Raw genomic sequence first — 25,621 nt, forward strand, 5'->3', positions numbered from 1 at the left:
TTTTTGCCGACGCCATGTGGTTCAAGAACCTCCAGATCTACCGCCTCTCCACGCCATTCACCGCAACGCCCGACCAGCTGGCTGAAAAGCTCGCTGCGCAGGCTTTCCAGCCCGGTACCAGCATCGAAATGCAGCGCCTGGGCTGGGTATCGCCGCGCAACGATGAGGCGCTGGTACACGCGGTGGCCGGCCAGATGATGATTGCGCTGCGGGTCGAAAAGAAGCTGCTGCCGGCGTCGGTCATCAATCAGTTCGCCAAGGCACGCGCGCAGGACATCGAGGAGCGGCAGGGCTACAAGCCCGGCCGCAAGGAAATGCGCGAAATCAAGGACGCAGTCACCAATGAATTGCTGCCGCGCGCCTTCGCCATCGCGCGCGACACCCGGGTGTGGATCGATCCGGTGCGCAACCTGATCGTCGTCGATGCCGCCGCCAGCGCAAAAAGCGACGAGGTGATGCAGCTGCTGAACGAAAGCCTGGAAAACCTCGGCGCCCGCCCCTTGCAGACCGCGCTGTCGCCCGTGTCGGCGATGACTTCGTGGCTCGTGTCCGACGAGGCGCCCGCAGGCTTCACCGTCGATCAGGACACCGAACTGCGCTCAAGTACCCAGTCCAAGGCTACGGTGCGCTACACCCGCCACGCACTGGAAGCCGAAGATCTGCGCCGCCACATCGAAGCCGGCAAGCAGTGCACGCGTCTGGCGATGACCTGGGCCGAACGGGTGTCCTTCACGCTGACCGAAACCCTGACCCTGAAGCGCATCGCACCGCTCGACGTGCTGACCGAAAAGGAAGATGGCAGCGGCGATGAAGCCGAGCGCTTCGACACCGACTTTGCGCTGATGACGGGCGAACTGGGCCGGTTGATCGATCAGCTGATCGAGACGCTGGGCGGCGCCGACGCGCACTGATACGCACCGCGCGCGGGCTTATGCCGCCATGGGCAGTTTCCCGCGCAGTTTGGCCGCCAGTTCGTCAGGCGGCAGCGGGCGGGAATACAGGAAGCCCTGAATCAGATCGCACTCCATGTCGACCAGCAGGTCTCGCTGGGCAAGCTGTTCCACGCCCTCGGCGACGATGCTGAACCCAAGCGAGCGGGCAAGCGAAATGACCTGCCGGACGATGGCCTGCTGACGCACGTCACCGGCCAGGTTGCGAATGAATGCGCGATCGAGTTTGAGGATGTCGGCCGGCATTTCAGTCAGATAGACCAGTGAGGAATAGCCGGTACCGAAGTCGTCCAGCGCAATCTTCACGCCGACGTCGCGCAGGCGCTGCAAGGTCGTGCGTACCGGGCCGCCTGCTCCGACCTCGGACGTCTCGAGAATTTCCAGTTCAAGCCGGTCGGACGAAAGACCGTGCCGTTGCAGCGCCGCGGTGATCTTGTCGAAAAAATCCGCAGTCCCCAGATCGGCCGGGGATACGTTGATCGAGACTGGAATCGGCGGCAAACCCGCCTTGTCCCACGCCGCCATCTGCGCACATGCCTTGTCGAGCACGAAGTCGGTCAGCCAGCCATTCAGACCGATATCCTCGATCAGCGGAAGGAAAGCGCCCGGGGACACCAGGCCGCGCGTGGGCGATTGCCAGCGGATCAGCGCTTCGGCGCCCATGATGGCGCCATCGTGCGCCCTCACCTTCGGCTGGAAGTGCAGCAGAAGTTCTTCGTTCTGAACGGCACGACGCAGCGCCTGGGCGAGCTCGAAGCGCTCGCTTACCGCCGCATTCATCGACTGCGAATAGAAGTTGAAGCCGCCACGGCTGGTCTTCTTTGCTTCGTGAAGTGCAACTTCGGCGGTGCTCATCAACGATTCGAAGTCGTCCGAATTGTCCGGGTAGAGCGAGATGCCTATGCTTGCCTGCGAAATGACATCCCTGTCCTCAAGGCGTACCGGCGACGCCAGCAAGGGGTGGATACGCTCAGCGATGCCATGCAGCACCAGCATGCGTCCCACGTCATCCAGACCCGTCACAAGCATCACGAACTCGTCCCCGGCAAGGCGGGCGACCGTGTCTTCCGGTCGCATGAGGGATTCAAGGCGGCGCGACGCTTCGATGAGGAACTTGTCGCCGGCAGTCTGGCCGAGCGCCTCGTTGATGGAATTGAAGTCGTCGAAATCGATGTAAAGGGCGGCAACCGACGTCTTCTCCCGTTCCGCCCGCGTGAGCGCCTGCGTCACACGATCGCGCAGCAGCGTGCGATTCGGAAGGCCGGTCAAGGCGTCGTAATGTGACTGACGGTAGAGCTTTTCCTCCCACGCGAAGCTGGATCCCGCAACCGACATCCGATCGGCAAGATTGCGTCCCGCGGTGATGATTTCCTCCTCGTACTGCCGGCCATCGGTCGCCAGGGCGAGCACGAGCAGACCGTCGAGCCGCCCATGGCTGCGCACTGGAAACATCAGCGCACCCCGGCCCGGCTGTTGCGGCTTGCCGTTCAGCAGCGATTCAACGTCGATCCAAACATCGTTCCATTCGTCGACACAGAGGCTGCAGATCTGCGTCAGGACATCGGCCGATACATCAAGGCGCGCAGAAAGTTGTCCGTCGCCAGAATGCGCACGTGCATAGGTGGCCGTTCCGTTCGCATCGATGAGTGCGATGCCTGCAGCGTCGCAGGGAATGGCTTCAAGCACGCCCGAAAGAATGGCTTCGGTCACCCGTGCCGGCTCGCCCGAACCGAGTACAGCGCGATCGAGCTCTGCAAGCAGGCGAAGCATGTTGAACTTGCGTTTCAGGCGATCGGACATCGCATTGAAGGTTGCGCCGAGCAGGGCGAATTCATCGTCGCCCGGCACGTCGACCCGGGTGTCCATTTCGCCGCGCGCAAGACGCCTGACCCCCCGGGTCAGTGCGTCAAGCGGCTGCGTCTGCCGGCCGATCTGGCTCGCCGCCATCGCCACGATCAAGCCCAGCGCGAGTGCGAAGATCGCGATGAATCCGTAACGAAGGTGAGAAAGCGGCAAGGTCAGCGATTGTGCAGGGACTGTCGTCAACACATGAAAAACGCCCGCCCCGTAAAGACCTTCCAGGTGGGCGCTCCAGTGACCCACCAGGTGGGGCACACCATTGGACAATGCGGTGATCGGTGTCCGATCCGTCGACGACAGGTCGAGCTTTGGGGGCTGCAGCCCCTGCGTGCACAGGATGGGGCGTTGCAGCGTGTCGAGGATGCAATAGGGCGTATCGACCGAATGTCTCTGCCACAAGGCTGCCGGGTCAAGGCGGCCGTAAAGTGTGCGGTTGTCGGTGCTCCGACGCACGACAAGCAAAGGCGCGTGCGCGCCGTAAAGGCGGACGGTTGCGCCGTGTGCAGCAAGCGCCCGGACTTCGTCGTCATCGAGCGCCGGCACCTGCGGATCACGTTCGTCCCTGACCCAGACGAAGCCACTTGCGTCGCCTTCGACTTCGCCCGTACTGCTGTCCTTGAGTATGCCGACGCGCAGGCTGAGCTCGTTGATGAGCTCCATGCCAAGGCTCTTGCCGTCACTGCGCAGACCGTGCTGGAGCTGATCCACCAACTGCGCGCGCATCTCGCTGTAGGAAAAGGTCGCCAGCACCGCCATCGGCAGCAGGGCTGCGATCAGGAAGCGGCTGAAGAGGCGGCGCCCGAAACGGCTCCGCAGATGAAGGCGGACAGACATTCAGTGATCGACGGCAAGGCCGACAAACGCGCCATTACCGGCGCGGACAATGTCATCGCGCGAGGCGGAAGCCGTGAGCGGTTTCTGGCTTCGCCCATCCTTGCCCATGCTGTAGAGGTCGTAATCGCTGTTCAGCGGCACAAGGTTCTTGTCCTTGCGCAGTTGACCGCGATTCGGGCGTGGCGTGCCGCTGATGCGCAGGTACTGGTAAGCGTTTCTCCACGGGTCCAGTAACTCGCCGAATCCAACCTCGGCGAGCGAAAACGGAAATTCGTTTGCCCGGATCACATGACGATCGATCGCCATCATGATGCTTGTCATGTCGCTCATCGCAGCAGTTCGCTTGCTGCGCTCGACATAGGCTTCGTAGTTCGGAAGTGCGATCGCGACAAGCGCTCCGATGATCGCGACCACTGCAAGCAGCTCTACAAGCGTGAATCCCGAAATCCGGTATTGCCCCTGCACGGCCGCCCCCCATCGATAACTCGAAATACATGATCGGATCTGATGATCGACCTGTGCTTGCAGGAGCGTTAACGGGCAATCGGATTGCAGGCTTGAGGACTCAGCGTGCCAAGTGACGGACCTTGAAGCCCGGACCATGGCATGGGTGGACTGCGGGGGCAACTTGAAGAGTGGGGTGGCTGATGGGACTCGAACCCACGACAACCGGAATCACAATCCGGGACTCTACCAACTGAGCTACAGCCACCACTTGAACGCTGATCGAGCGATCAGCGTTTGAAACTCTCGGGCCAACATACAACTGGCCTGCCCGGCAGGAATCGAACCCGCAACCTACGGCTTAGAAGGCCGTTGCTCTATCCAGTTGAGCTACGGGCAGGTACTAAGTTACCGCGTTGCGGACCGATGTTCTGGTCGGGGTGGAGGGATTCGAACCCCCGACATCTTGCTCCCAAAGCAAGCGCGCTACCGGGCTGCGCTACACCCCGAGAGCGCGCGATACTACCGGCGCAAAGCCGCGCGGTCAATGGCTGCAGGGCGAGTGGATCAAGAAAAAACCACCCTGCCCCGCCGTCATCACTCCTGCGTGTCGGTCGCTTCCGGCGCCGCGAGCAGCGCCTTCATCGACAGGCGGATGCGACCCTTCTCGTCGGTCTCCAGCACCTTCACCTTCACCTGCTGACCTTCCTTCAGGTGGTCGGCGACGTTGGCGATGCGCTCGTTCGCGATCTGGGAAATGTGCAGCAGACCGTCCTTGCCAGGCAGTACGCTGACGATGGCGCCGAAATCGAGCAGACGCAGCACCGTGCCGTCGTATACCTTGCCCACTTCGACTTCCGCCGTGATCGCCTCGATGCGGCGCTTGGCGTTCTCGGCAGCTTCGGCACTGACCGATGCGATGGTGATCGTGCCGTCGTCGCCGATGTCGATCGTGGCGCCGGTCTCTTCGGTCAGCGCGCGGATGACAGCGCCGCCCTTGCCGATCACGTCGCGGATCTTTTCCGGATTGATCTTCATCGTCAGCAGACGCGGTGCGTAGGTCGACACGCCCTCGCGGGCGCCGCTCATCGATTCCTGCATGATCGCCAGGATGTGCTTGCGCGCCTCATGTGCCTGCGCCAGCGCGACCTGCATGATTTCCTTCGTGATGCCCTGGATCTTGATGTCCATCTGCAGTGCGGTGATGCCGTTGTCGGTACCCGCCACCTTGAAGTCCATGTCGCCCAGATGATCTTCGTCACCGAGGATGTCGGTCAGCACCGCGAAGCGGTTGCCGTCCTTGATCAGGCCCATGGCGATCCCGGCCACGTGCGCCTTCAGCGGCACGCCGGCGTCCATCAGGGCGAGCGAGCCGCCGCACACCGAAGCCATCGACGACGAACCGTTCGATTCGGTGATTTCCGACACCACGCGCATCGAGTAGCTGAATTCGTCGGCCGGCGGCAGCACGGCGAGCAGCGCGCGCTTGGCCAGACGACCGTGGCCGATTTCGCGACGCTTCGGCGTGCCGAAACGACCGGCTTCGCCGGTGGCGAACGGCGGCATGTTGTAGTGGAGCATGAAGCGGTCGCGATACTCCCCGCCCAGTGCGTCGATGATCTGCTCGTCACGGCCGGTGCCCAGCGTGGCGATGACCAGCGCCTGCGTCTCGCCGCGGGTGAACAGCGCCGAACCGTGGGTGCGCGGCAGCACGCTGTTGCGGATGTAGATCGGACGCACGGTGCGCGTGTCGCGACCGTCGATGCGCGGCTCGCCGTTGAGGATGCGGCTACGGACGATGCTCGCTTCGATGTCGAAGAAGTAATTCTTGATGGTGTTCACATCCGGCGCGTTGGCCGCATCGGCGGTCAGTGCCGCAACGACTTCGCTGCGAAGCTCGTTCACGCGCTGGCTGCGCGTCTGCTTCTGCGTGATGCGGTAGGCTTCCTGCAGCTTGGCTTCGGCCAGACCGACGATGTTGTTCCACAGCGCTTCGTCGCGCGCCGGCGCCTGCCAGTCCCACTCGGGCTTGCCGGCGACTTCGACCAGTTCGTTGATCGCATTGATCGCGGCCTGCATCTGTTCGTGACCGAACACGACGGCGCCCAGCATGATTTCTTCCGACAGCTGCATCGCTTCCGATTCGACCATCAACACGGCGGCTTCGGTGCCTGCAACGACCAGATTCAGTTCGCTGGTCTTCAGCTCGGTGGCCGTCGGATTCAGGATGTACTGGCCGTTGGCGTAACCCACGCGCGCCGCGCCGATCGGGCCGCTGAACGGAATGCCGGAAATCGACAGCGCTGCCGACGTGCCGATGAGAGCGGGAATGTCGGAATCGACTTCCGGATTCAGCGACAGCACCTGCACGATGACCTGCACTTCGTTGTAGAAGCCTTCCGGGAACAGCGGACGGATCGGGCGATCGATCAGGCGTGACGTCAGCGTTTCCTTTTCGCTCGGACGACCTTCACGCTTGAAGAAGCCACCCGGGATGCGACCGGCGGCATAGAACTTTTCAGCGTAATCCACGGTGAGCGGAAAGAAGTCCTGTCCCGGCTTGGCCGTCTTCGAGGCCACGACAGTGGCCAGCACCACGGTTTCGTCGATGCTCACCATGACGGCACCACCAGCCTGGCGGGCGACCTCACCGGTCTCCAGCACCACCTTCTGGTTGCCGAACATGAATTCCTTGCGGGTAGCGTTAAGCAAGTTGATTCCTTTCGTTTCGATTCACGGCGGACTTGCGCGCCCGCCAAAAAACAAACCGGCGGAGTCGCATGGACTCACGCCGGTGTGTTGTGTCAGGCCGATGAAGGCTTGACCGTAGTCTGCAGAAGCAATTACTTGCGCAGCCCGAGACGTCCGATCAGCGCACGATAGCTGTCTGCATCGGTGCGCTTGAGGTAATCAAGCAGCTTGCGACGCTGACTTACCATCTTGAGCAGACCACGGCGGGAGTGGTGGTCCTTCACGTGTTCCTTGAAATGGCCGGTGAGGCCATTGATGCGTGCGGTCAGCAGGGCAACCTGGACTTCGGGTGACCCCGTATCGCCGGCCACGCGCTGGAAGTCAGCCACAATGCGGGCTTTTTCGGCGGTAACGATAGCCATCTATCTAAACTCTCTCGTCTGGAAAACCCAAAATTATACGCCAGAACGGCGCAATCTCAAGCCTTTTGGCCACTTTCCTGAGGCAAAAGGCGTTTCACCTGCAATCGACCGGAACATGCACTGACCAGCCCGAGAAACACGGTGCCGTCATAGGCCCGGGTAACCTGTCCTTCGACCATGGACGCGCCGTCCGCGACGGCGTCAAGCGACACGATCTGCCCCTGGATCAGCCGTCGTGCCGACTCGCCATCGAGCTGGCAGGCCGGCAGATCCTGCAAAAGACAGTCGGGCGGAAGCAGCCTATCCATACGTTGCGCCTCGTCGAGTGCGGCGAGCGCTTCGAGCGTATGCGCGGTGTCGAGCGAAAGGGGGCCGGTCAGCGTGCGCCGCAAGCCGCTCAGATGCGCACCGCAGCCAAGCATTTCACCGATGTCTTCGGCCAGCGTGCGGATGTAGGTGCCCTTGCTGCAGCGCACCCGCATCGAAAATACGGGCATTGCGCAGTCGAGCAATTCGATGTCGTGGATGCGTACGTGGCGCACTGCGCGCTCGATGGTTTCGCCGGCACGCGCGTATTCGTACAGCGCCTTGCCCTGGTGCTTGAGTGCAGAATGCATCGGCGGAATCTGTTCGATGTCGCCGCGGTGTGCGGTCAGTGCGCCCAGCAGTCGCTCGAGACTCACGTCGACCGGACGCGTGTCGAGGATTTCGCCCTCGGCGTCGCCGGTGCGGGTGCGCACGCCCAGCCTGACCTGCGCGAGATACTCCTTGTCGGCATCCAGCATCAGTCCGGCAAAGCGCGTCGCATCGCCGAAACAGACGGGAAGCAGCCCGCTGGCGAGAGGATCGAGCGTACCGGTGTGACCCGCGCGGGCAGCCTGGAACAGGCGGCGTGCCTTCTGCAGCGCGTCGTTGGAGCTCAGGCCGATGGGCTTGTCAAGCAGCAGCACACCATGAACCGCTTTCCAGCGCGATCGGGGCTGCAACTCAGTCTTCGCCGCTCGAGGAAGGGCCGGAATGCAGCGCCTTGTCGATCAGGCGCGACAGGTGATCGGCGCGTGCAAGCGTCTCGTCATGCACGAAGTGCAGCGCCGGCGTCGTGTGGATGCGCACCCGGCGACCGAGTTCGCGGCGCAGGAAGCCGGAGGCGCGTACCAGGCCTTCCTGGATATGCGCCAGCGCCTCACCCTCTGCCATCGTGGTGTAGAAAATCTTGGCGTGTGCGTAGTCGGGTGTGATCTCGACCGCGGTCAGCGAAATCATGCCGACACGCGGGTCCTTCAACTCGGTCGCGATCAATTGCGCAAGTTCGCGGCGGATCGCCTCCGACACCCGGTCGCTGCGTGAATAACGTTCGCTCATCTGATGGGCGGGCCGGTATCAGGCCAGCTTGCGGGCAATCTCTTCGATCTCGAACACTTCGAGCTGGTCGAGTTCTTCGATTTCGTTGTAGCCGCGCAGCGACAGGCCGCACTCGTAGCCTTCCTTCACTTCCTTCACGTCGTCCTTGAAGCGCTTGAGCGATTCGAGTTCGCCGGTCCACACGACCACGTTGTTGCGCAGCAGGCGCGCACTGGCGCCACGCTTGACCAGACCCGAGGTGACCATGCAGCCGGCGATGGTGCCGATCTTGGTGCCGCGGAACACCTGTCGGATTTCCACGGTACCCAGGATGTTCTCGCGCTTTTCCGGCGACAGCATGCCGGACAGCGCCGCCTTCACCTCGTCGACAGCTTCGTAGATGATCGTGTAGTAGCGGATGTCGACACCGAAGTTCTCGGCCAGCTTGCGGGCGCCGACGTCGGCACGCACGTTGAAGCCGATGATGACGCCCTTCGAAGCCTGCGCCAGATTGACGTCGGTTTCCGAAATGCCGCCGACCGCTGCGTGGATGACCTGCACCCGCACTTCCGGTGTCGACAGCTTGGTGAGCGACTGCACCAGCGCTTCCTGCGAACCCTGCACATCGGCCTTGATGATGAGCGGAAGGACCTTGACTTCGCCCTCGCCCATCTGCTCGAACATCGATTCCAGCTTGGCCGCCTGCTGCTTGGCCAGCTTCACGTCGCGGAACTTGCCCTGACGGAACAGCGCGATTTCGCGCGCCTTGCGTTCGTCGCCCAGCACCAGCGCTTCGTCGCCGGCCGCAGGAACGTCGGACAGGCCCTGAATCTCGACCGGGATGGACGGGCCGGCTTCGCTGATCGACTTGCCCGCTTCGTCCAGCATGGCCCGTACGCGACCGAACACCTGGCCGCACAGAATGATGTCTCCACGCTTGAGCGTGCCCTGCTGCACCAGCACGGACGCCACCGGGCCCTTGCCCTTGTCGAGGCGCGCTTCGATTACCAGACCACGGGCCGGCGCGTCGCGCGGGGCGGTCAGTTCAAGCACTTCGGCCTGCAGCAGCACGTTCTCGAGCAGTTCATCGATGCCGGTACCGACCTTGGCGGATACCGAAATGAACGGCGAATCACCACCGTACTCTTCCGGCACGACGCCCTCGGCCACCAGTTCCTGCTTGACGCGATCTGGGCTGGCGCCCGGCTTGTCGATCTTGTTGATCGCCACGATCAGCGGCACATTGGCCGCCTTGGCGTGGTGGATGGCTTCGCGCGTCTGCGGCATCACGCCGTCGTCCGCAGCGACCACCAGAATCACGAGGTCAGTTGCCTTTGCACCGCGGGCACGCATGGCCGTGAAGGCCTCGTGACCCGGTGTGTCGAGGAAGGTGATCATGCCGCGCGGCGTATCGACGTGATAGGCGCCGATGTGCTGCGTGATGCCACCCGCTTCGCCTGCGGCCACACGGGCACGCCGGATGTAGTCGAGCAGCGAGGTCTTTCCGTGGTCGACGTGACCCATGACGGTCACGACCGGTGCGCGCGGCAGCAGTTCGACGTCCCTGTGCTCTTCCGTGGTTTCGCCGAGGAAGGCTTCCGGGTCGTCCAGCTTCGCCGGCTTGGCGATGTGGCCCATTTCCTCGACCAGAATCATGGCCGTTTCCTGGTCAAGCACCTGATTGATCGTGACCATCTGACCGAGCTTCATCAGCACCTTGATCAGTTCCGTGGCCTTGATCGCCATCTTGTGCGCCAGATCGGCCACCGAAATCGTTTCCGGCACCAGCACTTCACGCACCACGGCCTCGACCGGCGCCTGCTGCTGGCCTCCCTGGTCGTGGTCGCGGTGGTTGCGTCCCTTGGGACCGCCACGCCAGCCGCCGGTACCGGCATCGCCACGGGTCTTGATCTGGCGGCGCTTCGCTGCGTCGTCCTTCCATGCGGTGCCCGGCTTCGCCTTGGCGGCAGGCGCCGGTTTGGCCTTTGCACCCTTGTCATCGACCTTGGCCGGCTTGTGCAGGGTTCCAGGTGTCGCCTTCGGTGCAGCGGTTGCGACTTTTGCAGCCTCTGCCGCCGCCTTTTCCTTGGCGGCCTCCTCTTCCTGGGCACGCACCTGGCGCGCCTCGATGTCGAGACGTACCTGGACCTCGCGTTCCTTCTTTGCCTTGAGCTCGCGTTCCTGGATTGCCAGCAATTCCGAGTGGCGCTTGGCTTCGCGCTCGCGGGCCGTCGGTGCGCGCAGCACGGGCGCCTCCGGAACGACCTCTGAAGCCGCCTCGTCCACCGCGATTTCCGGTACCGGCTCGACAGCGATTTCTTCAACTGCCGCTGCAACAGGCTCCGGCTCTGGCTCCGGCTCTGCAACCGGGACCACGACCGGAACTTCCGCCGGTTCGGGAATCGCGACCGGCTCGGGCACGACCAGCTCTTCGACCACCGGCGCCTCGGCAACCGCCTTCTGTGCGGCCTCTTCGGCCAGCAGCTCGGCCGGGTCCCGCTTGACCAGAACGCGCTTCTTGCGCACTTCCACCTGAACGGTTCGCGCCTGACCGGATGAATTGGTCGCCTTGATTTCGGTTGTTTCGCGACGGGTCAGCGTGATTTTCGTCTTTCCCGCGGTGTCACCGTGCTGACGACGCAAGTAGTCGAGCAGGCGGGACTTGTCCTGCTCGGTCAGCGAATCACGTTCGCTCTGCTTGTCGACACCCGCGTGCCGGAGCTGCTCGAGCAGCGCGGCAGCCGGCATTTTCAGCTCGGTCGCAAATTGGGAAACACTCATCAACGCCATACCTGTCCTCGATTATTCAAACCAGTGCGCGCGCGCAGTGGTAATCAGCGATGTCGCACGTGCGGAATCGATGCCGGCGATTTCAACCAGTTCATCGACCGCCAGATCTGCGAGATCGTCACGCGATCGCACATTGGCTCGCGCAAGCTGCGCCGCCAGTGGCTTGTCCATGCCGTCCAGCCCGAGCAGATCGTCATCGACCTGCTCCAGTTGCTCCTCGTCCACGATGGCTTCGGTCAGCAACACGTTGCGTGCGCGGTTGCGCAATTCGTTCACCGTGTCTTCGTCGAACGCTTCGATTTCGAGCACTTCGGCCAGCGGCACGTAGGCAACCTCTTCCAGCGTCGAGAAACCTTCCTCGATCAGGATGTCGGCCACCTCTTCATCCACATCGAGCTTCGCCATGAACAACAGCCGGATGGCCGCGTTCTCGGCGTCGGACTTGGCGGCCGACTGCTCGATGGTCATCAGGTTGATCTTCCAGCCCGTCAGCTCCGATGCCAGACGTACGTTCTGGCCGCTGCGTCCGATGGCGATCGCCAGATTGTCCTCGCTGACGACGACATCCATGCTGTGGGCGTCTTCGTCGACGACGATACTCGCGACTTCGGCCGGCGCCAGTGCTCCGATGACGAATTGGGCCGGATCGGGCGACCACAGGATGATATCCACCCGCTCGCCGCCCAGTTCGTTGGTCACCGCCTGCACGCGCGAACCGCGCATGCCGATGCAGGTACCCTGCGGGTCGACGCGCGGATCGTTTGATTTCACTGCGATCTTGGCGCGGATGCCGGGGTCGCGAGCCGCGCCCTTGATTTCGATCAGGCCGTCTTCGATCTCGGGCACTTCGAGCTCGAACAGCTTCATGATGAATTCCGGCACCGTGCGCGACAGGATGATCTGCGGACCGCGCGCCTGGCGGTCAACCCGCAGCAGGATGGCCTTGACGCGATCGCCGACACGCAGGTTTTCACGGGCAATGATGTGTTCGCGCGGCAGCAGGGCTTCCAGACGACCGCATTCGATGATGGCGTTGCCGCGCTCGATGCGCTTGATGGTGCCGGTGACCAGATGATCCTTGCGTTCGAGGAAATCGCTCAGGATCTGCTCGCGTTCGGCATCGCGGATGCGCTGCAGGATGACCTGCTTGGCGGCCTGTGCGCCGATGCGACCGAAATCGATCGGCTCGAGCGCCTCTTCGATGTACTCGTCGAGCTGCACGTCGGAAATCTGTTCCTGCGCATCGGTCAGGCCGATCTGCGCCTCTTCGTTTTCGAGCTCGCTGTCAGGCACCACCAGCCAGCGACGAAAGGATTCGTACTCACCGGTTTCGCGGTCGATGGTCACGCGCACGTCGGCGTCGTCATGGGTACGCTTCTTCGTGGCCGAAGCCAGTGCAGATTCAAGTGCGCCAAACACCACTTCGCGGGCGACATTCTTTTCGCGCGCCAGCGCATCAACCAGCAACAGAATCTCGCGACTCATCGTTTCAACTCCTGCTTGCGTTCAAAGTCCGGCACCAGACGGGCGCGCTCGATCTGCGACAACTCGAACTCGTGTGCCACACCCTTGATTTCCATGGTCAGTCGGCCGTCGCTGACACCGGCAAGGCGTCCGCTGAAACTTCTCTGGTTGTTCAACGGGATGCGTAACCGAAGCTGCGCTTCCTGCCCGGTGAAACGGATGAAGTCGGCCGCTTTCTTGAGCGGTCTGTCGAGACCGGGCGACGATACTTCGAGCCGGTCGTAATCGACGTTTTCAACAGTGAAAAGCCGTGTGAGGTGATTACTCACCGTCACGCAGTCATCCACAGTGATGCCCTGCTCCGCATCGATGAAGATGCGCAGCAGGCGTCCGCGCGGGGACGTTTCCACATCGACCAGTTCGTATCCGAGCCCGCTGACAGCCTGCTCGATGAGCTCTGCAACATTCATCCTTGCAACACAATTCCGGACGCACAAATAAAAAATGGGCTGACCGCCCATCAAACAAACGCCGGCACCGCCAGCGCGACAAGTCCGTTAGTGTATCAGAGCGCGACAATCCACTTCAACATGAATGGCCAGATTGCCCGCGCACAAGGATGTTCTAGATGTCAGGATTCGCCGGCCGGAGCGGCAGACGGGCGGCGGCGGCGGCGCGGCGCGCGCTTGCGCGGCGGCGCTTCGCCCTCGGCACGCTGTGCCTGCGCGGGCGCCTGACCGGCAGGTGCGCCGTTGCCGGGTTCGCGCGGTTTGCGCGGGCCGCGCCGGCGGCCATTGCCCTGCACCGGTTTGGGCGCCGGAGCGGCCTCCGCAGATTTCGCACGCGGCTTGCCGGAAGCCGGTACGGCAGTCAGCAGGCGGGACACTTCTTCCGGCTTGAGTTCTTCCGCTTCGCCGCGGTGCAGCCGGCGCGGCAGCTCGAACGGTCCATAGCGCACGCGCATCAGCCGGCTCACCGCAAGGCCGACGGCCTCGAACATACGTCGGACCTCGCGATTGCGCCCTTCCGAAATGGTGACGCGATACCAGTGATTCGACCCTTCTCCGCCACCGTCGGACAACGCATTGAACTTTGCAATGCCGTCGTCGAGTTCGATGCCGGTCGTCAGGCGGGTGGCCTGTTCGTCGGTCAGTTCGCCGATCAGGCGAACGGCGTATTCGCGTTCGAGCTCGTAGCTCGGGTGCATCATCTTGTTGGCCAGCTCGCCACTGGTCGTGAACACCAGCAGCCCGGAGGTGTTGAAGTCGAGCCGTCCGACCGCGATCCAGCGCCCGCCACCGACGCGCGGAAGCTTGTCGAATACCGACGGCCGGCCTTCCGGGTCATCGCGCGACACGATTTCACCTTCCGGCTTGTGATAGATGAGCACGCGCGGCGCGCGCGGTGCGAAATGGATGTGGATGAGCTTGCCATTGACGCGGACCTTGTCTTCCGGCCCGACGCGCTGACCGACGTGGGCCGGCAGCGCGTTCACGCTGATGCGGCCGGCCACGATCCAGTCTTCCAGCTCGCGGCGTGATCCAAGCCCCATGTCGGCCAGCATCTTGTGCAGCTTCTGCGGCTCGGAAAACACGACCGGGCCGCGCTTCTTGGGACGGCTGTCCTGCGATCTGTAGTTGGCCACGTTGCCATTGACCTGGGGCCCGCCCGGTCTGCGCTTACCTTGCATCATCGAAATTCATCACCTTCTGTAGTTCGGCCAGGGGAGGCAGCTCGGCAAGCGTGCGCAGCCCCAGATCGTCGAGGAATCGTCGGGTGGTGGCGTACAGAGCCGGCCGCCCGGGGACTTCCCGGTAACCGACGCTGTCGATCCAGCCACGCCCTTCAAGTGCCTTGATGATGCCCGGCGACACCGACACCCCGCGGATGTCCTCGATGTCGCCTCGCGTCACCGGCTGGCGATACGCAATGATCGCCAGCGTTTCCAGAACCGCGCGCGAGTAGCGTGGCGGCTTTTCGTTCTTCAGTTTTTCCAGATACGGCTGCAGATCCGCACGGGTGCGAAAGCGCCACCCGGACGCGACCTGTATCAGTTCGACACCGCGCCCCGACCAATCGTCGCGCAATTCGTCGAGCAGTCGACGGAGCACCGATGCATCCAGTTCCTCATCGAACATCCGTCTGAGTTCGGCGATCGAAAGTGCGTCCTGCGCTGCAAGCAGCGCCGCTTCGAGTATCCGCTTGATATCAGACGGATTCGGCGACAGCAGGTGTGGCGTGTCGGACATAAATCGGCGCAAAAGCTTCAATCTGAAGCAGTTCAATCAGGTTCTCGCGGGCCAGTTCAAGTACCGCGAGGAAATTCACCACCAACTGCGCTGCCGGCGCACCGGCTTCGAACAGCTGGTCGAAGCGCAGCGAACCTTCGTCCGTCAGGCGTCTCAGGATGCCGGACATGAATTCACGTACCGACAGGGCCTCGCGACTGACCTTGTGGTGACGGGTGACGTCTGCGTGTCGCATCAGCGCCAGCCATGCCAGCTGAAGCTCCGCCGCGCTGACGGCTGGCTGGATCTCGGCGATGCGTTCGGCAACCTGCACGCCCACCCATTCGTGCTCACGCTGCGCGCGCGGGATGGCGTCGAGCGCGAGCGAAGCTGCTTTCATCTGTTCGTATTCGATCAGCCGCCGAACGAGTTCGGCACGCGGATCTTCGCCTTCGTCCGTCGATTCGCGCGGCGGACGCGGCAGCAACATCCGGGATTTGATCTCCAGGAGCATCGCGGCCATCAGCAGATATTCGGCTGCAAGTTCAAGGCGATGTGTGCGCATGGCCTCGACATAAACCAAGTACTGCGCGGTCAGCGGCGCCATCGGAATATCGAGGATGTCGACATTCGCCTTGCGGATCAGGTAGAGCAGCAGATCGAGCGGGCCCTGGAACGCATCCAGGAACACTTCGAGCGCGTCGGGCGGAATGTACAGGTCGAGCGGAAGTTTTTCCAGCGTCTCGCCGTACAACCGCACCGGTGTCGGTACAGCGGCTTCAACCAGGCGCGCGTCGCCCGACATCAGGCGTAGTTCAGACCCATGGCTTCGCGCACGTCGCGCATCGTTTCCGACGCCAGCTTGCGCGCGCGCTCGCAGCCGTCGGCGACGATGTTGCGCAACAGCATGGGGTCTTCCTCGTATTGCCGCGCACGTTCATGGATTGGCGCCTGTTCCTTCAGCACGGCATCGATCACCGGCTGCTTGCAATCGAGACAGCCGATGCCGGCCGAACGACAGCCCTCCTGCACCCACTGCTTCGTGCTGTCGTCGGAATAGATGACGTGGAACTGCCAGACCGGGCAGCGATCCGGGTCACCCGGGTCGGTACGCCGCACGCGCTGCGTGTCGGTCTTCATGCCGCGGATCTTCTTGGTCACCAGATCCGGCTCTTCGCGCAGCATCAGCGTGTTGTTGTACGACTTCGACATTTTCTGTCCATCGAGACCCGGCATGCGCGCCGCCTCGGTCAGCAGCGCGCCGGGCTCGGCCAGGATCATCTTGCCGCCGCCTTCAAGATAGCCGTACAGCCGTTCGCGGTCACCCAGACTCAGGCTCTGTGCCTCGTCGAGCAGCGCATGCGCCTGTTCCAGTGCCTCGTCGCGACCTTCCTGCTGGTACAGCGTACGCAGTTCCTCGTACAGCTTGCCGCGTTTGCCGCCGAGCTTCTTCACCGCTTCGCGTGCCTTTTCCTCGAACCCCGGTTCGCGCCCGTAAAGATGGTTGAAGCGGCGTGCGACTTCACGCGTCAGTTCGACGTGCGGCACCTGATCCTCACCCACCGGTACCAGATTGGCGCGGTAGATCAGGATATCGGCCGATTGCAGCAGCGGGTAGCCGAGAAAGCCGTAGGTCGCAAGATCCTTGTCGGACAGCTTGTCCTGCTGATCCTTGTAGGTCGGCACGCGCTCCAGCCAGCCCAGCGGGCACATCATCGACAGCAGCAGGTGCAGTTCGGCGTGCTCGGGCACCCGCGACTGGATGAACAGCGTCGCCTGCGACGGATCGACGCCCGCCGCCAGCCAGTCGACCAGCATGTCCCACACGCTGCGTTCGATGACCTGCGTGTCTTCATAATTGGTGGTCAGCGCGTGCCAGTCGGCGACGAAAAACAGACAGGGGTATTCGTGCTGCAGACGCACCCAGTTCTTCAGCACCCCGTGGTAGTGGCCGAGGTGCAGGCGCCCGGTCGGGCGCATGCCGGAAAGAACACGTTCAGCGTACATGGTGTGGAATCATCCAGTTCAGAAAAGCAGCGCAATCAAGGCCAGTCTGGCCAGCGTCAGCAGCGGGCGCAGGATACTGTCCAGTACGCCGGTCAGCAAAAGTGCAAGCAGCAGGAACAGGCCGTAGGGCTCAAGCCGGGCAAAGGCCATCGACGGTCCGCGCGGCAGCAGACTCACCATGATGCGGCCGCCGTCCAGCGGTGGAACCGGCAGCAGGTTGAGCACCATCAGCAGCAGGTTGATCAGGATGCCCGCCTCCGCCATGAGCGTCAGCGGCTCGCCAAAATACTGGGGAGAGGCGTCCAATGCAAATTTGTAGACCAGTCCCCAGACGACGGCCATGACCAGATTGGCGCCCGGCCCGGCGGCAGCCACCCACAGCATGTCCTGCTTGGGACGGCGCAAAAGCGAGAAATTGACTGGTACCGGCTTGGCCCAGCCGAACAGCAGGCCGGGCTGGCCGAGCATCGCTGCGCCGAAATACATGACCAGCGGCACCAGTATCGTACCGACCGGATCGATGTGCTTTAGCGGGTTGGCCGTGATGCGCCCGGCCAGATGTGCCGTCGGATCTCCCTTGAGCAGCGCGGCGTAGCCGTGCGCCGCTTCATGCAGGGTGATCGCCAGCACCACCGGGATGATGATGATGGCCAGTCGCGCGATCATGTCATCCATGTGCGCTCCCTGCGCCAGGCAGGCGGTCTGCGCTCACGATTCGTCGAGGCCGAAGCGCGATACGTCGCCTGCACCGGCGCGTATCAGCACCGGCTCGCCGGACGACAGATCGATCACCGAAGTCGGCCGGGTGCCACACGAACCGGCTTCGATCACCAGATCCAGTTCGTGCTGCAGGCGCTCCCGGATGTCGTCTGCATCCGTCAGCGGCAGCTCTTCGCCGGGCAGCAGCAGCGTCGATCCGAGCAGCGGCTCGCCCAGTTCGGCCAGCAGGCTGGACACGACCGGATGGTCGGGCACGCGCAGCCCGATGGTCTTGCGCTTCGGATGCAGCATGCGGCGGGGCAATTCGCGCGTCGCTTCCAGGATGAACGTGTAGGCGCCGGGCGTGGCGCTCTTCAGCAGCCGGAACTGTGTATTGTCGACCCGTGCAAGGCTGGCGATTTCCGACAGATCGCGGCACATCAGCGTGAAATGATGCTGGGCGTCTACGCCACGGATGCGCCGGATGCGCTCCAGCACCTGCGCATCGCCCATGTGGCCGACCAGCGAATAGGCGCAGTCGGTCGGGATGGCAGCCAGCCCGCCGGATCGCAGGATGTCGGCTGCCTGGCGTATCAGTCTGGGTTGCGGATTGTCGGGGTGAAGATTGAAAAGTTGGGCCAATTGGAATCGAAGGGGAAAATCAAGGAGGAAAATCTGTGGCAAGTCGTCCGGGGCAAGTCGTTCAGGGCCACTCGTCTTGGGTCAGTCGTCGCAGATCGCAGGTCGCTCCGGGGCGCCGTGCGCGAACTCAGGTCATGCAGATCACACGTTCGTTCAGTTCCGGAGACCGCCATATCGGCTGCAGATCGTCAGGCAACGGCGCGCTGCGCCCCAGATCCACGGCGCTCTCGTCAGGCGCATGAAAATCCGAAGCGCGCGAGGCGTAGAAGCCGAATCGGCGCGCCAGGCGGGCAAAGGTTCGCACTTCAGCGTCGCCGTGCGAGCCGGACACCACCTCGATGCCGCGGCCGCCAAGCGCATGGAATTCTTCGAACAGCTGTTCGATCCGCTCACCCGAAATGCGGTAACGCCCCGGATGGGCAATGACCGCGACGCCGCCGGCGCCATGAATCCAGGCCAGTGCCTGGGACAGCGTGGTCCACCGGTGATCGACAAAGCCCGGTCGTCCGGGTACCAGGAAGTTGCGGAAGACGCCGTGAATATCGCTTGCATAGCCCTGCTCCACCAGCACGCGCGCAAAGTGCGAGCGTCCGACGAGTGACGGGTTGCCGGCATGGCGCATTGCGTTTTCGTACGGCTCAACCACGCCCAGCAGTGACAGTTCGTCCGCGATGCGCAGGGCGCGCGCGTCGCGCCCGCTGCGCACCCGGGTCAGACCGGCGGCCAGATCCGCATTCGACGGATCGATGCCCAGACCGACGACGTGTGCCGTGATACCGCCCCAGCTCACCGACACTTCGACACCGTCGATGAAGGACAGGCCGCACTCGAGGGCGGCATCGCGTGCTTCGTCGAGTCCGCTCAGCGTGTCGTGATCGGTCAGTGACCACAGTTCGACGCCGTTGGCCGCTGCGCGGGCAGCCAGTGCCGAGGGCACAAGCACACCGTCGGAGTGGCAGGAATGGCAATGCAGGTCAGCGTTCATATCCCGTCGATTCTATCAGGCCATCGTCTCCCGCCCGGCGCGGCTACAATTCGCGTTGGTCATTTCAACCTGGAACTGCAATGAATCACCCGGATACCCTCCGCTACACCGACACGCATGAATGGGTCAGGATCGAACAGGATGGCAGCGTGACGGTCGGCATCACGGATCACGCGCAGGACGCACTCGGCGACGTGGTTTTCCTGCAATTGCCCGAGGTCGGCCAGCAGGTCACCCGCAACGACTCGATGGCCGTCATCGAATCGGTCAAGTCGGCGTCGGATATCCATGCACCGGTGTCGGGCACGGTGACGGCGGTCAATCCGCCGGTCGCGGATGCGCCCGAACAGGTCAACAAGGATCCGTACGAGGCGTGGATGTTCGTCATCAAGCCGGATGACGCCGGCGAGCTCGATGTCCTGATGGACGCCGCCCGCTACACCGCTTCCATCGCCTGATCGCCCGGCTGCAGCCTGCTCACGTCTTGCCGCGGCCGATGCGCCGACCATGCTTGCGCAGGCTGCCTGAAAGCTGATCGATGATTTCGCCGGCTGCAGCGACGATCTGGTTGGGGCCGAAGCCGGCCGACTTCATTTCCCGATAGAAGGATTTGGCCAGCAGCTTGGCCATCTGCGCCGGCTGCGCCGCGCCCTGCGTGAAGGCCTCCATGGCCGGCAGCGGCACATTGCCGCCGCTTTCCAGCGCGCGCTGCGCGAAACCCGAATTCAGCAGGTAAGCCAGCTGAGCGACCTGGATCGCCTTGCCCGCGTACAGCGCCAGCGCCGCGAGCAACTGCTGGTCGATTGTGGTGAACGGTGCGTCGCCACGTGGCCGGCGCACGTTGATGACGCCCAGTACGCGCCCGTCCAGCGAAAGTGGCTGACAGATGAAACTGCCACCCTCGCCGCGCACCCGGATATCGGGCGCGGCGGCATCGACGTCATCGATACGCTGCGCGACACCGCTCGCGAATACGCTGCCGGATGTCGACATGCCGACACCGACGCGCACCTGCAGGGCGTCTTCGGCCAGTTCGCCGCGCCACGCCGCAAGCCCGAGCAACGCCTGCTCACCCTCGCCGTCGGCCAGCATGACGGACGCACGTGCGCAGCGCACGCCCGTCCATACGGCATCAATCACCTGATCGAGTGCCGCCTGCAACAGACCGCGGCCGGCATCCGGCGCGGGCGGCGACTTCGGCTTTTCAGCAGCCATCGCGCGCGCCTTTCGTCATCGGAGATGCGACCCACCCGGCAATCTGCAAACCCAGGGCATCGACGGCACGCGCCGATGCCGCCACGCCGGCGGCTGCATCGGCCCCGGCCGCCGGTTCGCTGATCGCGAACGGCAGGCTCGCCAGTACCCGCTGACCACGCATGTCGGTCAGTACGGCGCGGCCGGACAGCAATGCCCGCGCACTGTCCGGCCGATCGAAGTGCTGGATGAATTCGTCGATGTCGACCCGCAGCCGGCAACCCGGGCCGGTGCCCGCGTCGTCGGTCTGCAGCATCTGGCGCAAAGCCACCGCCAGCATTTCCGGTGGCGAAGCAGCCCAGCGGCTGAAGGCGTAGGTGTCGCGCCGGGTTGCACTTTCGTAGGCAAGGCGGTAATGCATCGCGCTGCCATCGAGCCAGCTCGGCGAACGGACCTCTATGGCGCGCAGCCCGGCGATGCGCTGCAAGGCGGCACGCGCACTGCCCAGATCGTGCAGCGCCGGTGGCGGCGGACGACTGACCAGCGGTCCGCAGCCCGCCAGCGCCACCAGAACGAGCGACAGCACCGCCGTCCGGACCCCCCGCATCGACCCAGCCTTCATCGCACCGCTCCTTCCGTGGCCGGCGCAAAACCGGCCTCACCCGGTCCGGCACGGGATGTTTCGCGCCCCAGCAGCAGCGTCTGCGGCGAGGATTCAAGCTCGCCCAGCACCCGGTTGAGCTGGCGCGAATTGCGTTGCACCTCGTCGATCAGGCTCTGCAGCCGGGGCAAGGTGTCGTCGGTCACCTGTTGTCCCGCCACCACAGCCAGCGCATCGACGCGATCCGTCAGCTGTTTCATCGAACCCAGCAGGGCGCGCAGATCTTCCGCGGCCCGACGGCCTTCACCGCTGGTCTGTTCGACACTGGTCAGAATGCCGCTCAGGCGTTCGACGTTCTGCGGCGACATGACGGCCTGCGTTCGCTCGAACGTCTGCCGGGCCTCGGCCAGCACGGCCGGCAGCCCGGCCAGCGAAGTATCCAGATGCGCAGTGGCCGACTGCATATTGGCCAGCACGCCGGATATCCGCTCGATATTGCCGTCGTCGAACAGCACATTTACGCGCAGCAGCACCTGCCGCAGCACAGCCATCGTGTCGGTCGCCTGCGAACCGAGCGCATCGAACTGCGAGCCACCGAGCGGTATGCGCGCAGGACCCTGTTCGCCGGCCAGCAGCGGCGCCGGATCGGAGCCGTCGTCGTCGAGATCGATCAGCGCGAGTCCGGTCACGCCGAGATAGGACAGGCGTGCACGCGTGGCGGCGGTGACCGGAAAACGTGCCGGAATGTCGATGCGGACATGGATCTCACGCGGTGCGTCGGGATTGATCGAAATTTCCTTCACCTTGCCCACCCGGATGCCGCGGTAGCGCACCTGTGCCTGCGGACTGAGTCCGCTGACATTCGAGGTGGTCACCAACAGATACTCACGCCCCACTTCGCTGTCGCTCGACAGGAACCAGGTCGCCAGACCGACACAGGCGCTCATCAGCAGCAGGAAAAGCCCGGCGGCGAGGGCATGGGCGCGACTTTCCATCGTCAGCGCTCCGTGACGTCCGGCCTGCGCTGCAGACGATCGGAGGCGAAAAAGTTCTGGATGAACGGGTGGTCGACGTTCATGACGTGATCAAGTGGGCCATAAGCCAGTATACGTCGCTCGCCCAGCACGGCCACCCGTGTTGCCAGCGCGGCCAGCGTATCGATGTCATGCGTGACCAGAACGACCGTCAGGCCGAGTTGTCCGCGCAGCGTGCGGATCAGGCTGACGAAGGCGGCCGAGCGATCCGGATCGAGGCCGGCGGTCGGTTCGTCGAGCAGCAGAAGTTCGGGTTCGAGTGACAGCGCCCGCGCCAGCGCCACCCGCTTGATCATGCCGCCGGACAGTTCGGAGGGCATCAGCCAGGCATGTCGGGGTTCGAGTTCCACCATGGCCAGTTTCATCATGACCAGATCGCGGATGGTGGCGCGATCCAGCCAGCGCAGCTCGCGCAGCGGGAAGGCGATGTTTTCGAGGACATTGAGTGCCGAAAACAGTGCGCCTTGCTGGAACAGCACGCCGAAGCGCTGGCGCAACCGGCGATCGGCCAGCGCGTCGCCCGAGAACAGCGGCTGGCCGAATACGCGGATCTGCCCGGCGTCCGGTCGCAGCAGGCCGATCACCTGGCGCAGCAAGGTCGTCTTGCCGCTGCCCGAGCCGCCGACCAGCGCCACCACTTCGCCGGCCTCGACGGACAGGTCGATGTCCTGATGAACGACGTTCGTGCCGAAGCGCGTCACCAGCCCGCGAATGTCGATGACCGGCGCGCTCATCCTCCGGGCAGTCCGATGTGACGCGTGGCGATGGCGAACAGTGCGTCGACCAGAATGACGCAGGTGATGGCGCTGACCACCGATTTGGTTGTGTTCGACGACAGGCTTTCGGTATTGGGCTTCACCGACAGACCGAAATGACAGGCCACCAGCGCGATCACCAGCCCGAATGCGACGCCTTTTGCCAGCCCGATGTACAGATTCGCGATCGGCACCACGCGCGGGAGTGTGTCGAGAAAGAAGCCGTAGCTCATGTCGAGTTGAATCGATGCGGCCACCATGCCGCCGAACAGCGCAGCCGATGACGTCCACAGCACCAGCAGCGGAAGCGCCGTCACCAGCGCGAGTACCTTGGGCAGTACGAGGCGCAGGCTGCGTGGTACGCCCATCGTCGCCAGCGCATCGATCTCTTCGGTCACCCGCATCACGCCCAGCTGCGCGGTCATCGCCGAGCCGGATCGTCCGGCCACCAGCACGGCCACCAGTACCGGCCCGAGCTCGCGCACGATACCGATGCCCAGGATGTTGATGATGAACACATCGGCACCGAAGGTCTTGAGCTGCAGCGCCGACAGATACGACAGCACGACGCCGATCAGGAAACCGACCAGCGCGGTAATCGGCAGTGCGCTGACGCCGGTCTTGTAAAGATTGGCGGAGATTTCGCGCAGCGGGGCGTCCCGCGGCCAGCGTGCGATGTGCAGCAGGTCGAGCAGCAACTGGCCGATCAGCGCGACCAGATCGCCGATCTGCCGCCCGAAGGACAATCCGGCACGGCCCAGTTGAGCCAGCGAATCGAACGACGTCGACTGCGGCGTTGCCACACGGCTGCGTGTGCCAAGCACCGAGGCTGATTCCAGCATGGCGAGCGTGTGCTCGCCGGCGTCGAGCGTCGGCGGCAGGCGATCACCCCAGATGCGCCACAGCAGGCAGGCGCCAAGGCTGTCGATGCGGGCAATACCGGTCAGATCCCAGCGCGCGGCGGCGCGCGCTTCAACGGTGTCGAGCGCGGCGAGCAACGCCTCGATGCGGCCTTCCAGCCCTTGCAGCGTCCAGTCGCCGCACAGTGATGCGACCGGCGCAGCACCTTCCCGATCGAACGATACGGTCGGTGCGCTCATGCACGTGTCAGCGGATCACGCCTGCTGCGAGGCGGGTCGTGCGCAGCTTCAGTTCGATGCCGATCACGCCCCACAGCCTCAGCTCGTCATGCAGGCTTGCATGGGTCAGCGGCGATGCGGACAGCCATTCCGCCCGCGCGCCCAGCTGATAACCATTGCCGGCGCGCTCGATGGTGAGCGGCAGTTCATTGAAATCTTCACGGCTGCGGTGCAGCAGCACAGCCAGCCGCAGGCAGAGGATCAGCGACCAGTCACGCGCGTCGGCCGAAGCCGAGTTCACCTTTTCGAGCTTGCCGCGATGCGCCAGCACGATGCGCGCCAGACGCGACTGGTCCATGCGCGAAAAACCCGGCATGTCGGCGTTGCCGACGATGTAGGCGCTGTGCTTGTGATAGCCGGCATGCGCAACCGAAATCCCCAGTTCGTGCAGGCAGGCTGCCCAGCTCAGCATCTGCAGGTCGGGGTGATCGCCGCCTGCCGCCGGATTGAGCGAACGGAACAGACGCAGTGCCGTATCGCGCACCCGATCGGCCTGCTTCTGGTCGACCTGGTAGCGCCGCATGAACTGCAGCACCGTCGCATCACGCAGGTCCTGGTGGTGATAGCGGCCCAGCAGGTCGTACAGCACGCCCAGCCGCAGCGCTCCTTCCGAGAAACTCATGCGTTCCAGCCCGAAAGCATCGAACACCGCCGACATGATGGCGAATCCGCCAGCCAGTACCGGCAGGCGGTCGGGTCGCAGGCCGGCGATGCCGAGCCGGTTCACGTCGCCGACGCGCAACAGCAGCGCGCGCAGCTTTTCCATGGCCTCGCGGGTCAACGCACCCTGCGACCAGCCGTTCAGTTCCATGATGTCGAGCAGCGCCCGCGCCGTGCCGCTCGATCCGACGGCTTCGTCCCAACCGAGCGACCGATAGCCATACTCGATGGTTTCCAGTTCGCGCCGCGCCGCCAGTTCGGCTTCGCGCAACGAGCGCTTGTCCATCCGGCCGTCCGGAAAGTAGCGCAGGCTGAATGCCACGCAGCCGATGTAAAGCGATTCCAGCGCCAGCGGCTCGAAGCTGCGACCGATGATGAACTCGGTCGACCCGCCGCCGATGTCGACCACCAGTTGCTGGCTCGACGGGTTGGGCAGCGTATGCGCGACGCCGACATAGATCAGCCGGGCCTCTTCGCGCCCGGCGATCACCTCGATCGGAGAACCCAGCGCCGCTTCGGCCTGCGGCAGGAACTGCGGTGCATTCTTGGCCACGCGCAGGGTGTTGGTGGCCACTGCGCGCACCTGATCGGGTGCGAAGCCGCGCAGCCGTTCGTTGAACCGCGACAGGGCCTCGATGGCCCGCACCTGCGAAGGGCCATCAAGCAGCTTGCCCTGTCCAAGTCCCGCCGCCAGCCGGACGGTTTCCTTCAGACCGTCCAGCGGATATATCTGGTCGTCGACGACGCGGGCGACCTGGAGCCGGAAGCTGTTCGAGCCCAGGTCAACCGCAGCGAGTAGTTCGTAGCTCATGCATCCGTTACTGAAAGTGGTCAGCGGCGGAGTTTAACAGCCGGGTGCACACGTGCCTCCGGCGCATTTG

Annotated in this window: 24 protein-coding genes and 3 tRNA genes; 2 read left to right on the plus strand and 25 right to left on the minus strand. The window is 63.8% G+C overall.

Annotated features, from left to right (window positions below):
- The first annotated feature begins 14 nt into the window (after positions 1–14).
- A complete protein-coding gene (locus tag ACTIFF_RS07405; RefSeq protein WP_439536261.1) occupies positions 15–911 on the plus strand; it encodes a recombination-associated protein RdgC in 897 nt (298 codons plus the stop codon).
- 18 nt (positions 912–929) lie between these two features.
- Here the strand turns inward: ACTIFF_RS07405 and ACTIFF_RS07410 are convergent, their stop codons facing one another.
- From ACTIFF_RS07410 to ACTIFF_RS07500, 19 genes are all read right to left on the minus strand, one after another.
- Positions 930–3,644, minus strand: a complete 2,715-nt coding sequence (locus tag ACTIFF_RS07410; RefSeq protein WP_439536262.1) for a putative bifunctional diguanylate cyclase/phosphodiesterase — start codon at positions 3,642–3,644, stop codon at positions 930–932.
- On the minus strand, positions 3,645–4,109 hold the full coding sequence (locus ACTIFF_RS07415; RefSeq protein WP_439536263.1) for a prepilin-type N-terminal cleavage/methylation domain-containing protein: 465 nt from the start codon (positions 4,107–4,109) through the stop codon (positions 3,645–3,647).
- 171 nt (positions 4,110–4,280) lie between these two features.
- A tRNA-His gene (locus ACTIFF_RS07420) sits at positions 4,281–4,356 on the minus strand.
- A gap of 55 nt (positions 4,357–4,411) precedes the next feature.
- Positions 4,412–4,488, minus strand: a tRNA-Arg gene (locus ACTIFF_RS07425).
- A gap of 32 nt (positions 4,489–4,520) precedes the next feature.
- Positions 4,521–4,597, minus strand: a tRNA-Pro gene (locus tag ACTIFF_RS07430).
- Between the two features lie 88 nt (positions 4,598–4,685).
- Positions 4,686–6,773 carry a polyribonucleotide nucleotidyltransferase gene (gene pnp, locus ACTIFF_RS07435; RefSeq protein WP_439536374.1) on the minus strand — a complete coding sequence of 696 codons (2,088 nt, stop codon included), beginning with the start codon at positions 6,771–6,773 and terminating at the stop codon, positions 4,686–4,688.
- Positions 6,774–6,931: 158 nt separating this feature from the next.
- The gene (gene rpsO, locus ACTIFF_RS07440) at positions 6,932–7,201 is read right to left on the minus strand and encodes a 30S ribosomal protein S15 (protein WP_069040295.1); all 270 of its coding nucleotides are present in this window, start codon (positions 7,199–7,201) and stop codon (positions 6,932–6,934) included.
- A 56-nt stretch (positions 7,202–7,257) separates the two neighbouring features.
- Complete coding sequence (gene truB / locus ACTIFF_RS07445) at positions 7,258–8,187, minus strand: tRNA pseudouridine(55) synthase TruB (RefSeq protein WP_439536264.1); 930 nt, start codon at positions 8,185–8,187, stop codon at positions 7,258–7,260.
- 1 nt (position 8,188) lies between these two features.
- Complete coding sequence (rbfA, locus tag ACTIFF_RS07450; RefSeq protein ID WP_439536265.1) at positions 8,189–8,563, minus strand: 30S ribosome-binding factor RbfA; 375 nt, start codon at positions 8,561–8,563, stop codon at positions 8,189–8,191.
- A gap of 18 nt (positions 8,564–8,581) precedes the next feature.
- A complete protein-coding gene (gene infB / locus ACTIFF_RS07455) occupies positions 8,582–11,323 on the minus strand; it encodes a translation initiation factor IF-2 (RefSeq protein WP_439536266.1) in 2,742 nt (913 codons plus the stop codon).
- Between the two features lie 21 nt (positions 11,324–11,344).
- Positions 11,345–12,817, minus strand: a complete 1,473-nt coding sequence (nusA, locus tag ACTIFF_RS07460; protein WP_306478296.1) for a transcription termination factor NusA — start codon at positions 12,815–12,817, stop codon at positions 11,345–11,347.
- On the minus strand, positions 12,814–13,266 hold the full coding sequence (rimP, locus tag ACTIFF_RS07465) for a ribosome maturation factor RimP (protein ID WP_306478330.1): 453 nt from the start codon (positions 13,264–13,266) through the stop codon (positions 12,814–12,816). The genes nusA and rimP overlap by 4 nt, the downstream gene beginning before the upstream one ends.
- A 161-nt stretch (positions 13,267–13,427) precedes the next feature.
- Positions 13,428–14,486: a 23S rRNA pseudouridine(2605) synthase RluB gene (gene rluB, locus ACTIFF_RS07470; RefSeq protein ID WP_439536375.1), complete on the minus strand. Its 1,059-nt coding sequence runs from the start codon at positions 14,484–14,486 to the stop codon at positions 13,428–13,430.
- On the minus strand, positions 14,476–15,045 hold the full coding sequence (gene scpB / locus ACTIFF_RS07475) for an SMC-Scp complex subunit ScpB (protein WP_305613550.1): 570 nt from the start codon (positions 15,043–15,045) through the stop codon (positions 14,476–14,478). The genes rluB and scpB overlap by 11 nt, the downstream gene beginning before the upstream one ends.
- Positions 15,005–15,829, minus strand: coding sequence for a segregation and condensation protein A (locus tag ACTIFF_RS07480; protein WP_439536267.1), 825 nt, complete (start codon positions 15,827–15,829; stop codon positions 15,005–15,007). Before ACTIFF_RS07480 ends, scpB begins: the two co-directional genes overlap by 41 nt.
- Positions 15,829–17,031: a tryptophan--tRNA ligase gene (locus ACTIFF_RS07485; RefSeq protein WP_306478294.1), complete on the minus strand. Its 1,203-nt coding sequence runs from the start codon at positions 17,029–17,031 to the stop codon at positions 15,829–15,831. The genes ACTIFF_RS07480 and ACTIFF_RS07485 overlap by 1 nt, the downstream gene beginning before the upstream one ends.
- A gap of 18 nt (positions 17,032–17,049) precedes the next feature.
- A complete protein-coding gene (locus tag ACTIFF_RS07490) occupies positions 17,050–17,706 on the minus strand; it encodes a site-2 protease family protein (RefSeq protein ID WP_439536268.1) in 657 nt (218 codons plus the stop codon).
- Between the two features lie 33 nt (positions 17,707–17,739).
- Positions 17,740–18,372: an L-threonylcarbamoyladenylate synthase gene (locus tag ACTIFF_RS07495; RefSeq protein ID WP_439536269.1), complete on the minus strand. Its 633-nt coding sequence runs from the start codon at positions 18,370–18,372 to the stop codon at positions 17,740–17,742.
- A gap of 127 nt (positions 18,373–18,499) precedes the next feature.
- A complete protein-coding gene (locus tag ACTIFF_RS07500) occupies positions 18,500–19,357 on the minus strand; it encodes a PHP domain-containing protein (protein ID WP_439536270.1) in 858 nt (285 codons plus the stop codon).
- 80 nt (positions 19,358–19,437) lie between these two features.
- Between ACTIFF_RS07500 and gcvH the strand changes: the two genes are divergently transcribed.
- Positions 19,438–19,815, plus strand: coding sequence for a glycine cleavage system protein GcvH (gene gcvH / locus ACTIFF_RS07505; protein WP_439536271.1), 378 nt, complete (start codon positions 19,438–19,440; stop codon positions 19,813–19,815).
- A 19-nt stretch (positions 19,816–19,834) separates the two neighbouring features.
- On the opposite strand, the gene ACTIFF_RS07510 is transcribed toward gcvH, so the two are convergent.
- From ACTIFF_RS07510 to ppx, 6 genes are read right to left on the minus strand one after another with little or no spacing between them, the layout of a single operon-like run.
- Positions 19,835–20,572, minus strand: coding sequence for a GAF domain-containing protein (locus ACTIFF_RS07510; protein WP_439536272.1), 738 nt, complete (start codon positions 20,570–20,572; stop codon positions 19,835–19,837).
- Positions 20,562–21,173 carry an ABC-type transport auxiliary lipoprotein family protein gene (locus ACTIFF_RS07515; protein ID WP_439536273.1) on the minus strand — a complete coding sequence of 204 codons (612 nt, stop codon included), beginning with the start codon at positions 21,171–21,173 and terminating at the stop codon, positions 20,562–20,564. Before ACTIFF_RS07515 ends, ACTIFF_RS07510 begins: the two co-directional genes overlap by 11 nt.
- A complete protein-coding gene (locus ACTIFF_RS07520) occupies positions 21,170–22,147 on the minus strand; it encodes an MlaD family protein (protein ID WP_439536274.1) in 978 nt (325 codons plus the stop codon). The genes ACTIFF_RS07515 and ACTIFF_RS07520 overlap by 4 nt, the downstream gene beginning before the upstream one ends.
- A gap of 2 nt (positions 22,148–22,149) precedes the next feature.
- A complete protein-coding gene (locus ACTIFF_RS07525; RefSeq protein WP_439536275.1) occupies positions 22,150–22,920 on the minus strand; it encodes an ABC transporter ATP-binding protein in 771 nt (256 codons plus the stop codon).
- Positions 22,917–24,041, minus strand: coding sequence for an MlaE family ABC transporter permease (locus ACTIFF_RS07530; protein ID WP_439536276.1), 1,125 nt, complete (start codon positions 24,039–24,041; stop codon positions 22,917–22,919). Before ACTIFF_RS07530 ends, ACTIFF_RS07525 begins: the two co-directional genes overlap by 4 nt.
- Positions 24,042–24,048: 7 nt before the next feature.
- Positions 24,049–25,551 (minus strand): exopolyphosphatase, encoded by a 1,503-nt coding sequence (gene ppx / locus ACTIFF_RS07535; RefSeq protein WP_439536277.1) that lies wholly within the window; start codon positions 25,549–25,551, stop codon positions 24,049–24,051.
- Positions 25,552–25,621 lie beyond the last annotated feature (70 nt).

Source organism: Methyloversatilis sp., assembly GCF_051861465.1.
Lineage (GTDB): Bacteria > Pseudomonadota > Gammaproteobacteria > Burkholderiales > Rhodocyclaceae > Methyloversatilis.

Excerpts from the sequence above, each read along its gene's own strand:
- ACTIFF_RS07405 (WP_439536261.1), top strand. The coding sequence starts at position 15 with ATGTGGTTCAAGAACCTCCAGATCTACCGCCTCTCCACGCCATTCACC.
- ACTIFF_RS07410 (WP_439536262.1), bottom strand. The coding sequence starts at position 3,644 with ATGTCTGTCCGCCTTCATCTGCGGAGCCGTTTCGGGCGCCGCCTCTTC.
- pnp (WP_439536374.1), bottom strand. The coding sequence starts at position 6,773 with ATGTTCGGCAACCAGAAGGTGGTGCTGGAGACCGGTGAGGTCGCCCGC.
- rpsO (WP_069040295.1), bottom strand. The coding sequence starts at position 7,201 with ATGGCTATCGTTACCGCCGAAAAAGCCCGCATTGTGGCTGACTTCCAG.
- rbfA (WP_439536265.1), bottom strand. The coding sequence starts at position 8,563 with ATGAGCGAACGTTATTCACGCAGCGACCGGGTGTCGGAGGCGATCCGC.
- infB (WP_439536266.1), bottom strand. The coding sequence starts at position 11,323 with ATGAGTGTTTCCCAATTTGCGACCGAGCTGAAAATGCCGGCTGCCGCG.
- nusA (WP_306478296.1), bottom strand. The coding sequence starts at position 12,817 with ATGAGTCGCGAGATTCTGTTGCTGGTTGATGCGCTGGCGCGCGAAAAG.
- rimP (WP_306478330.1), bottom strand. The coding sequence starts at position 13,266 with ATGAATGTTGCAGAGCTCATCGAGCAGGCTGTCAGCGGGCTCGGATAC.
- rluB (WP_439536375.1), bottom strand. The coding sequence starts at position 14,486 with ATGCAAGGTAAGCGCAGACCGGGCGGGCCCCAGGTCAATGGCAACGTG.
- scpB (WP_305613550.1), bottom strand. The coding sequence starts at position 15,045 with ATGTCCGACACGCCACACCTGCTGTCGCCGAATCCGTCTGATATCAAG.
- ACTIFF_RS07480 (WP_439536267.1), bottom strand. The coding sequence starts at position 15,829 with ATGTCGGGCGACGCGCGCCTGGTTGAAGCCGCTGTACCGACACCGGTG.
- ACTIFF_RS07485 (WP_306478294.1), bottom strand. The coding sequence starts at position 17,031 with ATGTACGCTGAACGTGTTCTTTCCGGCATGCGCCCGACCGGGCGCCTG.
- ACTIFF_RS07490 (WP_439536268.1), bottom strand. The coding sequence starts at position 17,706 with ATGGATGACATGATCGCGCGACTGGCCATCATCATCATCCCGGTGGTG.
- ACTIFF_RS07500 (WP_439536270.1), bottom strand. The coding sequence starts at position 19,357 with ATGAACGCTGACCTGCATTGCCATTCCTGCCACTCCGACGGTGTGCTT.
- gcvH (WP_439536271.1), top strand. The coding sequence starts at position 19,438 with ATGAATCACCCGGATACCCTCCGCTACACCGACACGCATGAATGGGTC.
- ACTIFF_RS07510 (WP_439536272.1), bottom strand. The coding sequence starts at position 20,572 with ATGGCTGCTGAAAAGCCGAAGTCGCCGCCCGCGCCGGATGCCGGCCGC.
- ACTIFF_RS07515 (WP_439536273.1), bottom strand. The coding sequence starts at position 21,173 with ATGAAGGCTGGGTCGATGCGGGGGGTCCGGACGGCGGTGCTGTCGCTC.
- ACTIFF_RS07520 (WP_439536274.1), bottom strand. The coding sequence starts at position 22,147 with ATGGAAAGTCGCGCCCATGCCCTCGCCGCCGGGCTTTTCCTGCTGCTG.
- ACTIFF_RS07525 (WP_439536275.1), bottom strand. The coding sequence starts at position 22,920 with ATGAGCGCGCCGGTCATCGACATTCGCGGGCTGGTGACGCGCTTCGGC.
- ACTIFF_RS07530 (WP_439536276.1), bottom strand. The coding sequence starts at position 24,041 with ATGAGCGCACCGACCGTATCGTTCGATCGGGAAGGTGCTGCGCCGGTC.
- ppx (WP_439536277.1), bottom strand. The coding sequence starts at position 25,551 with ATGAGCTACGAACTACTCGCTGCGGTTGACCTGGGCTCGAACAGCTTC.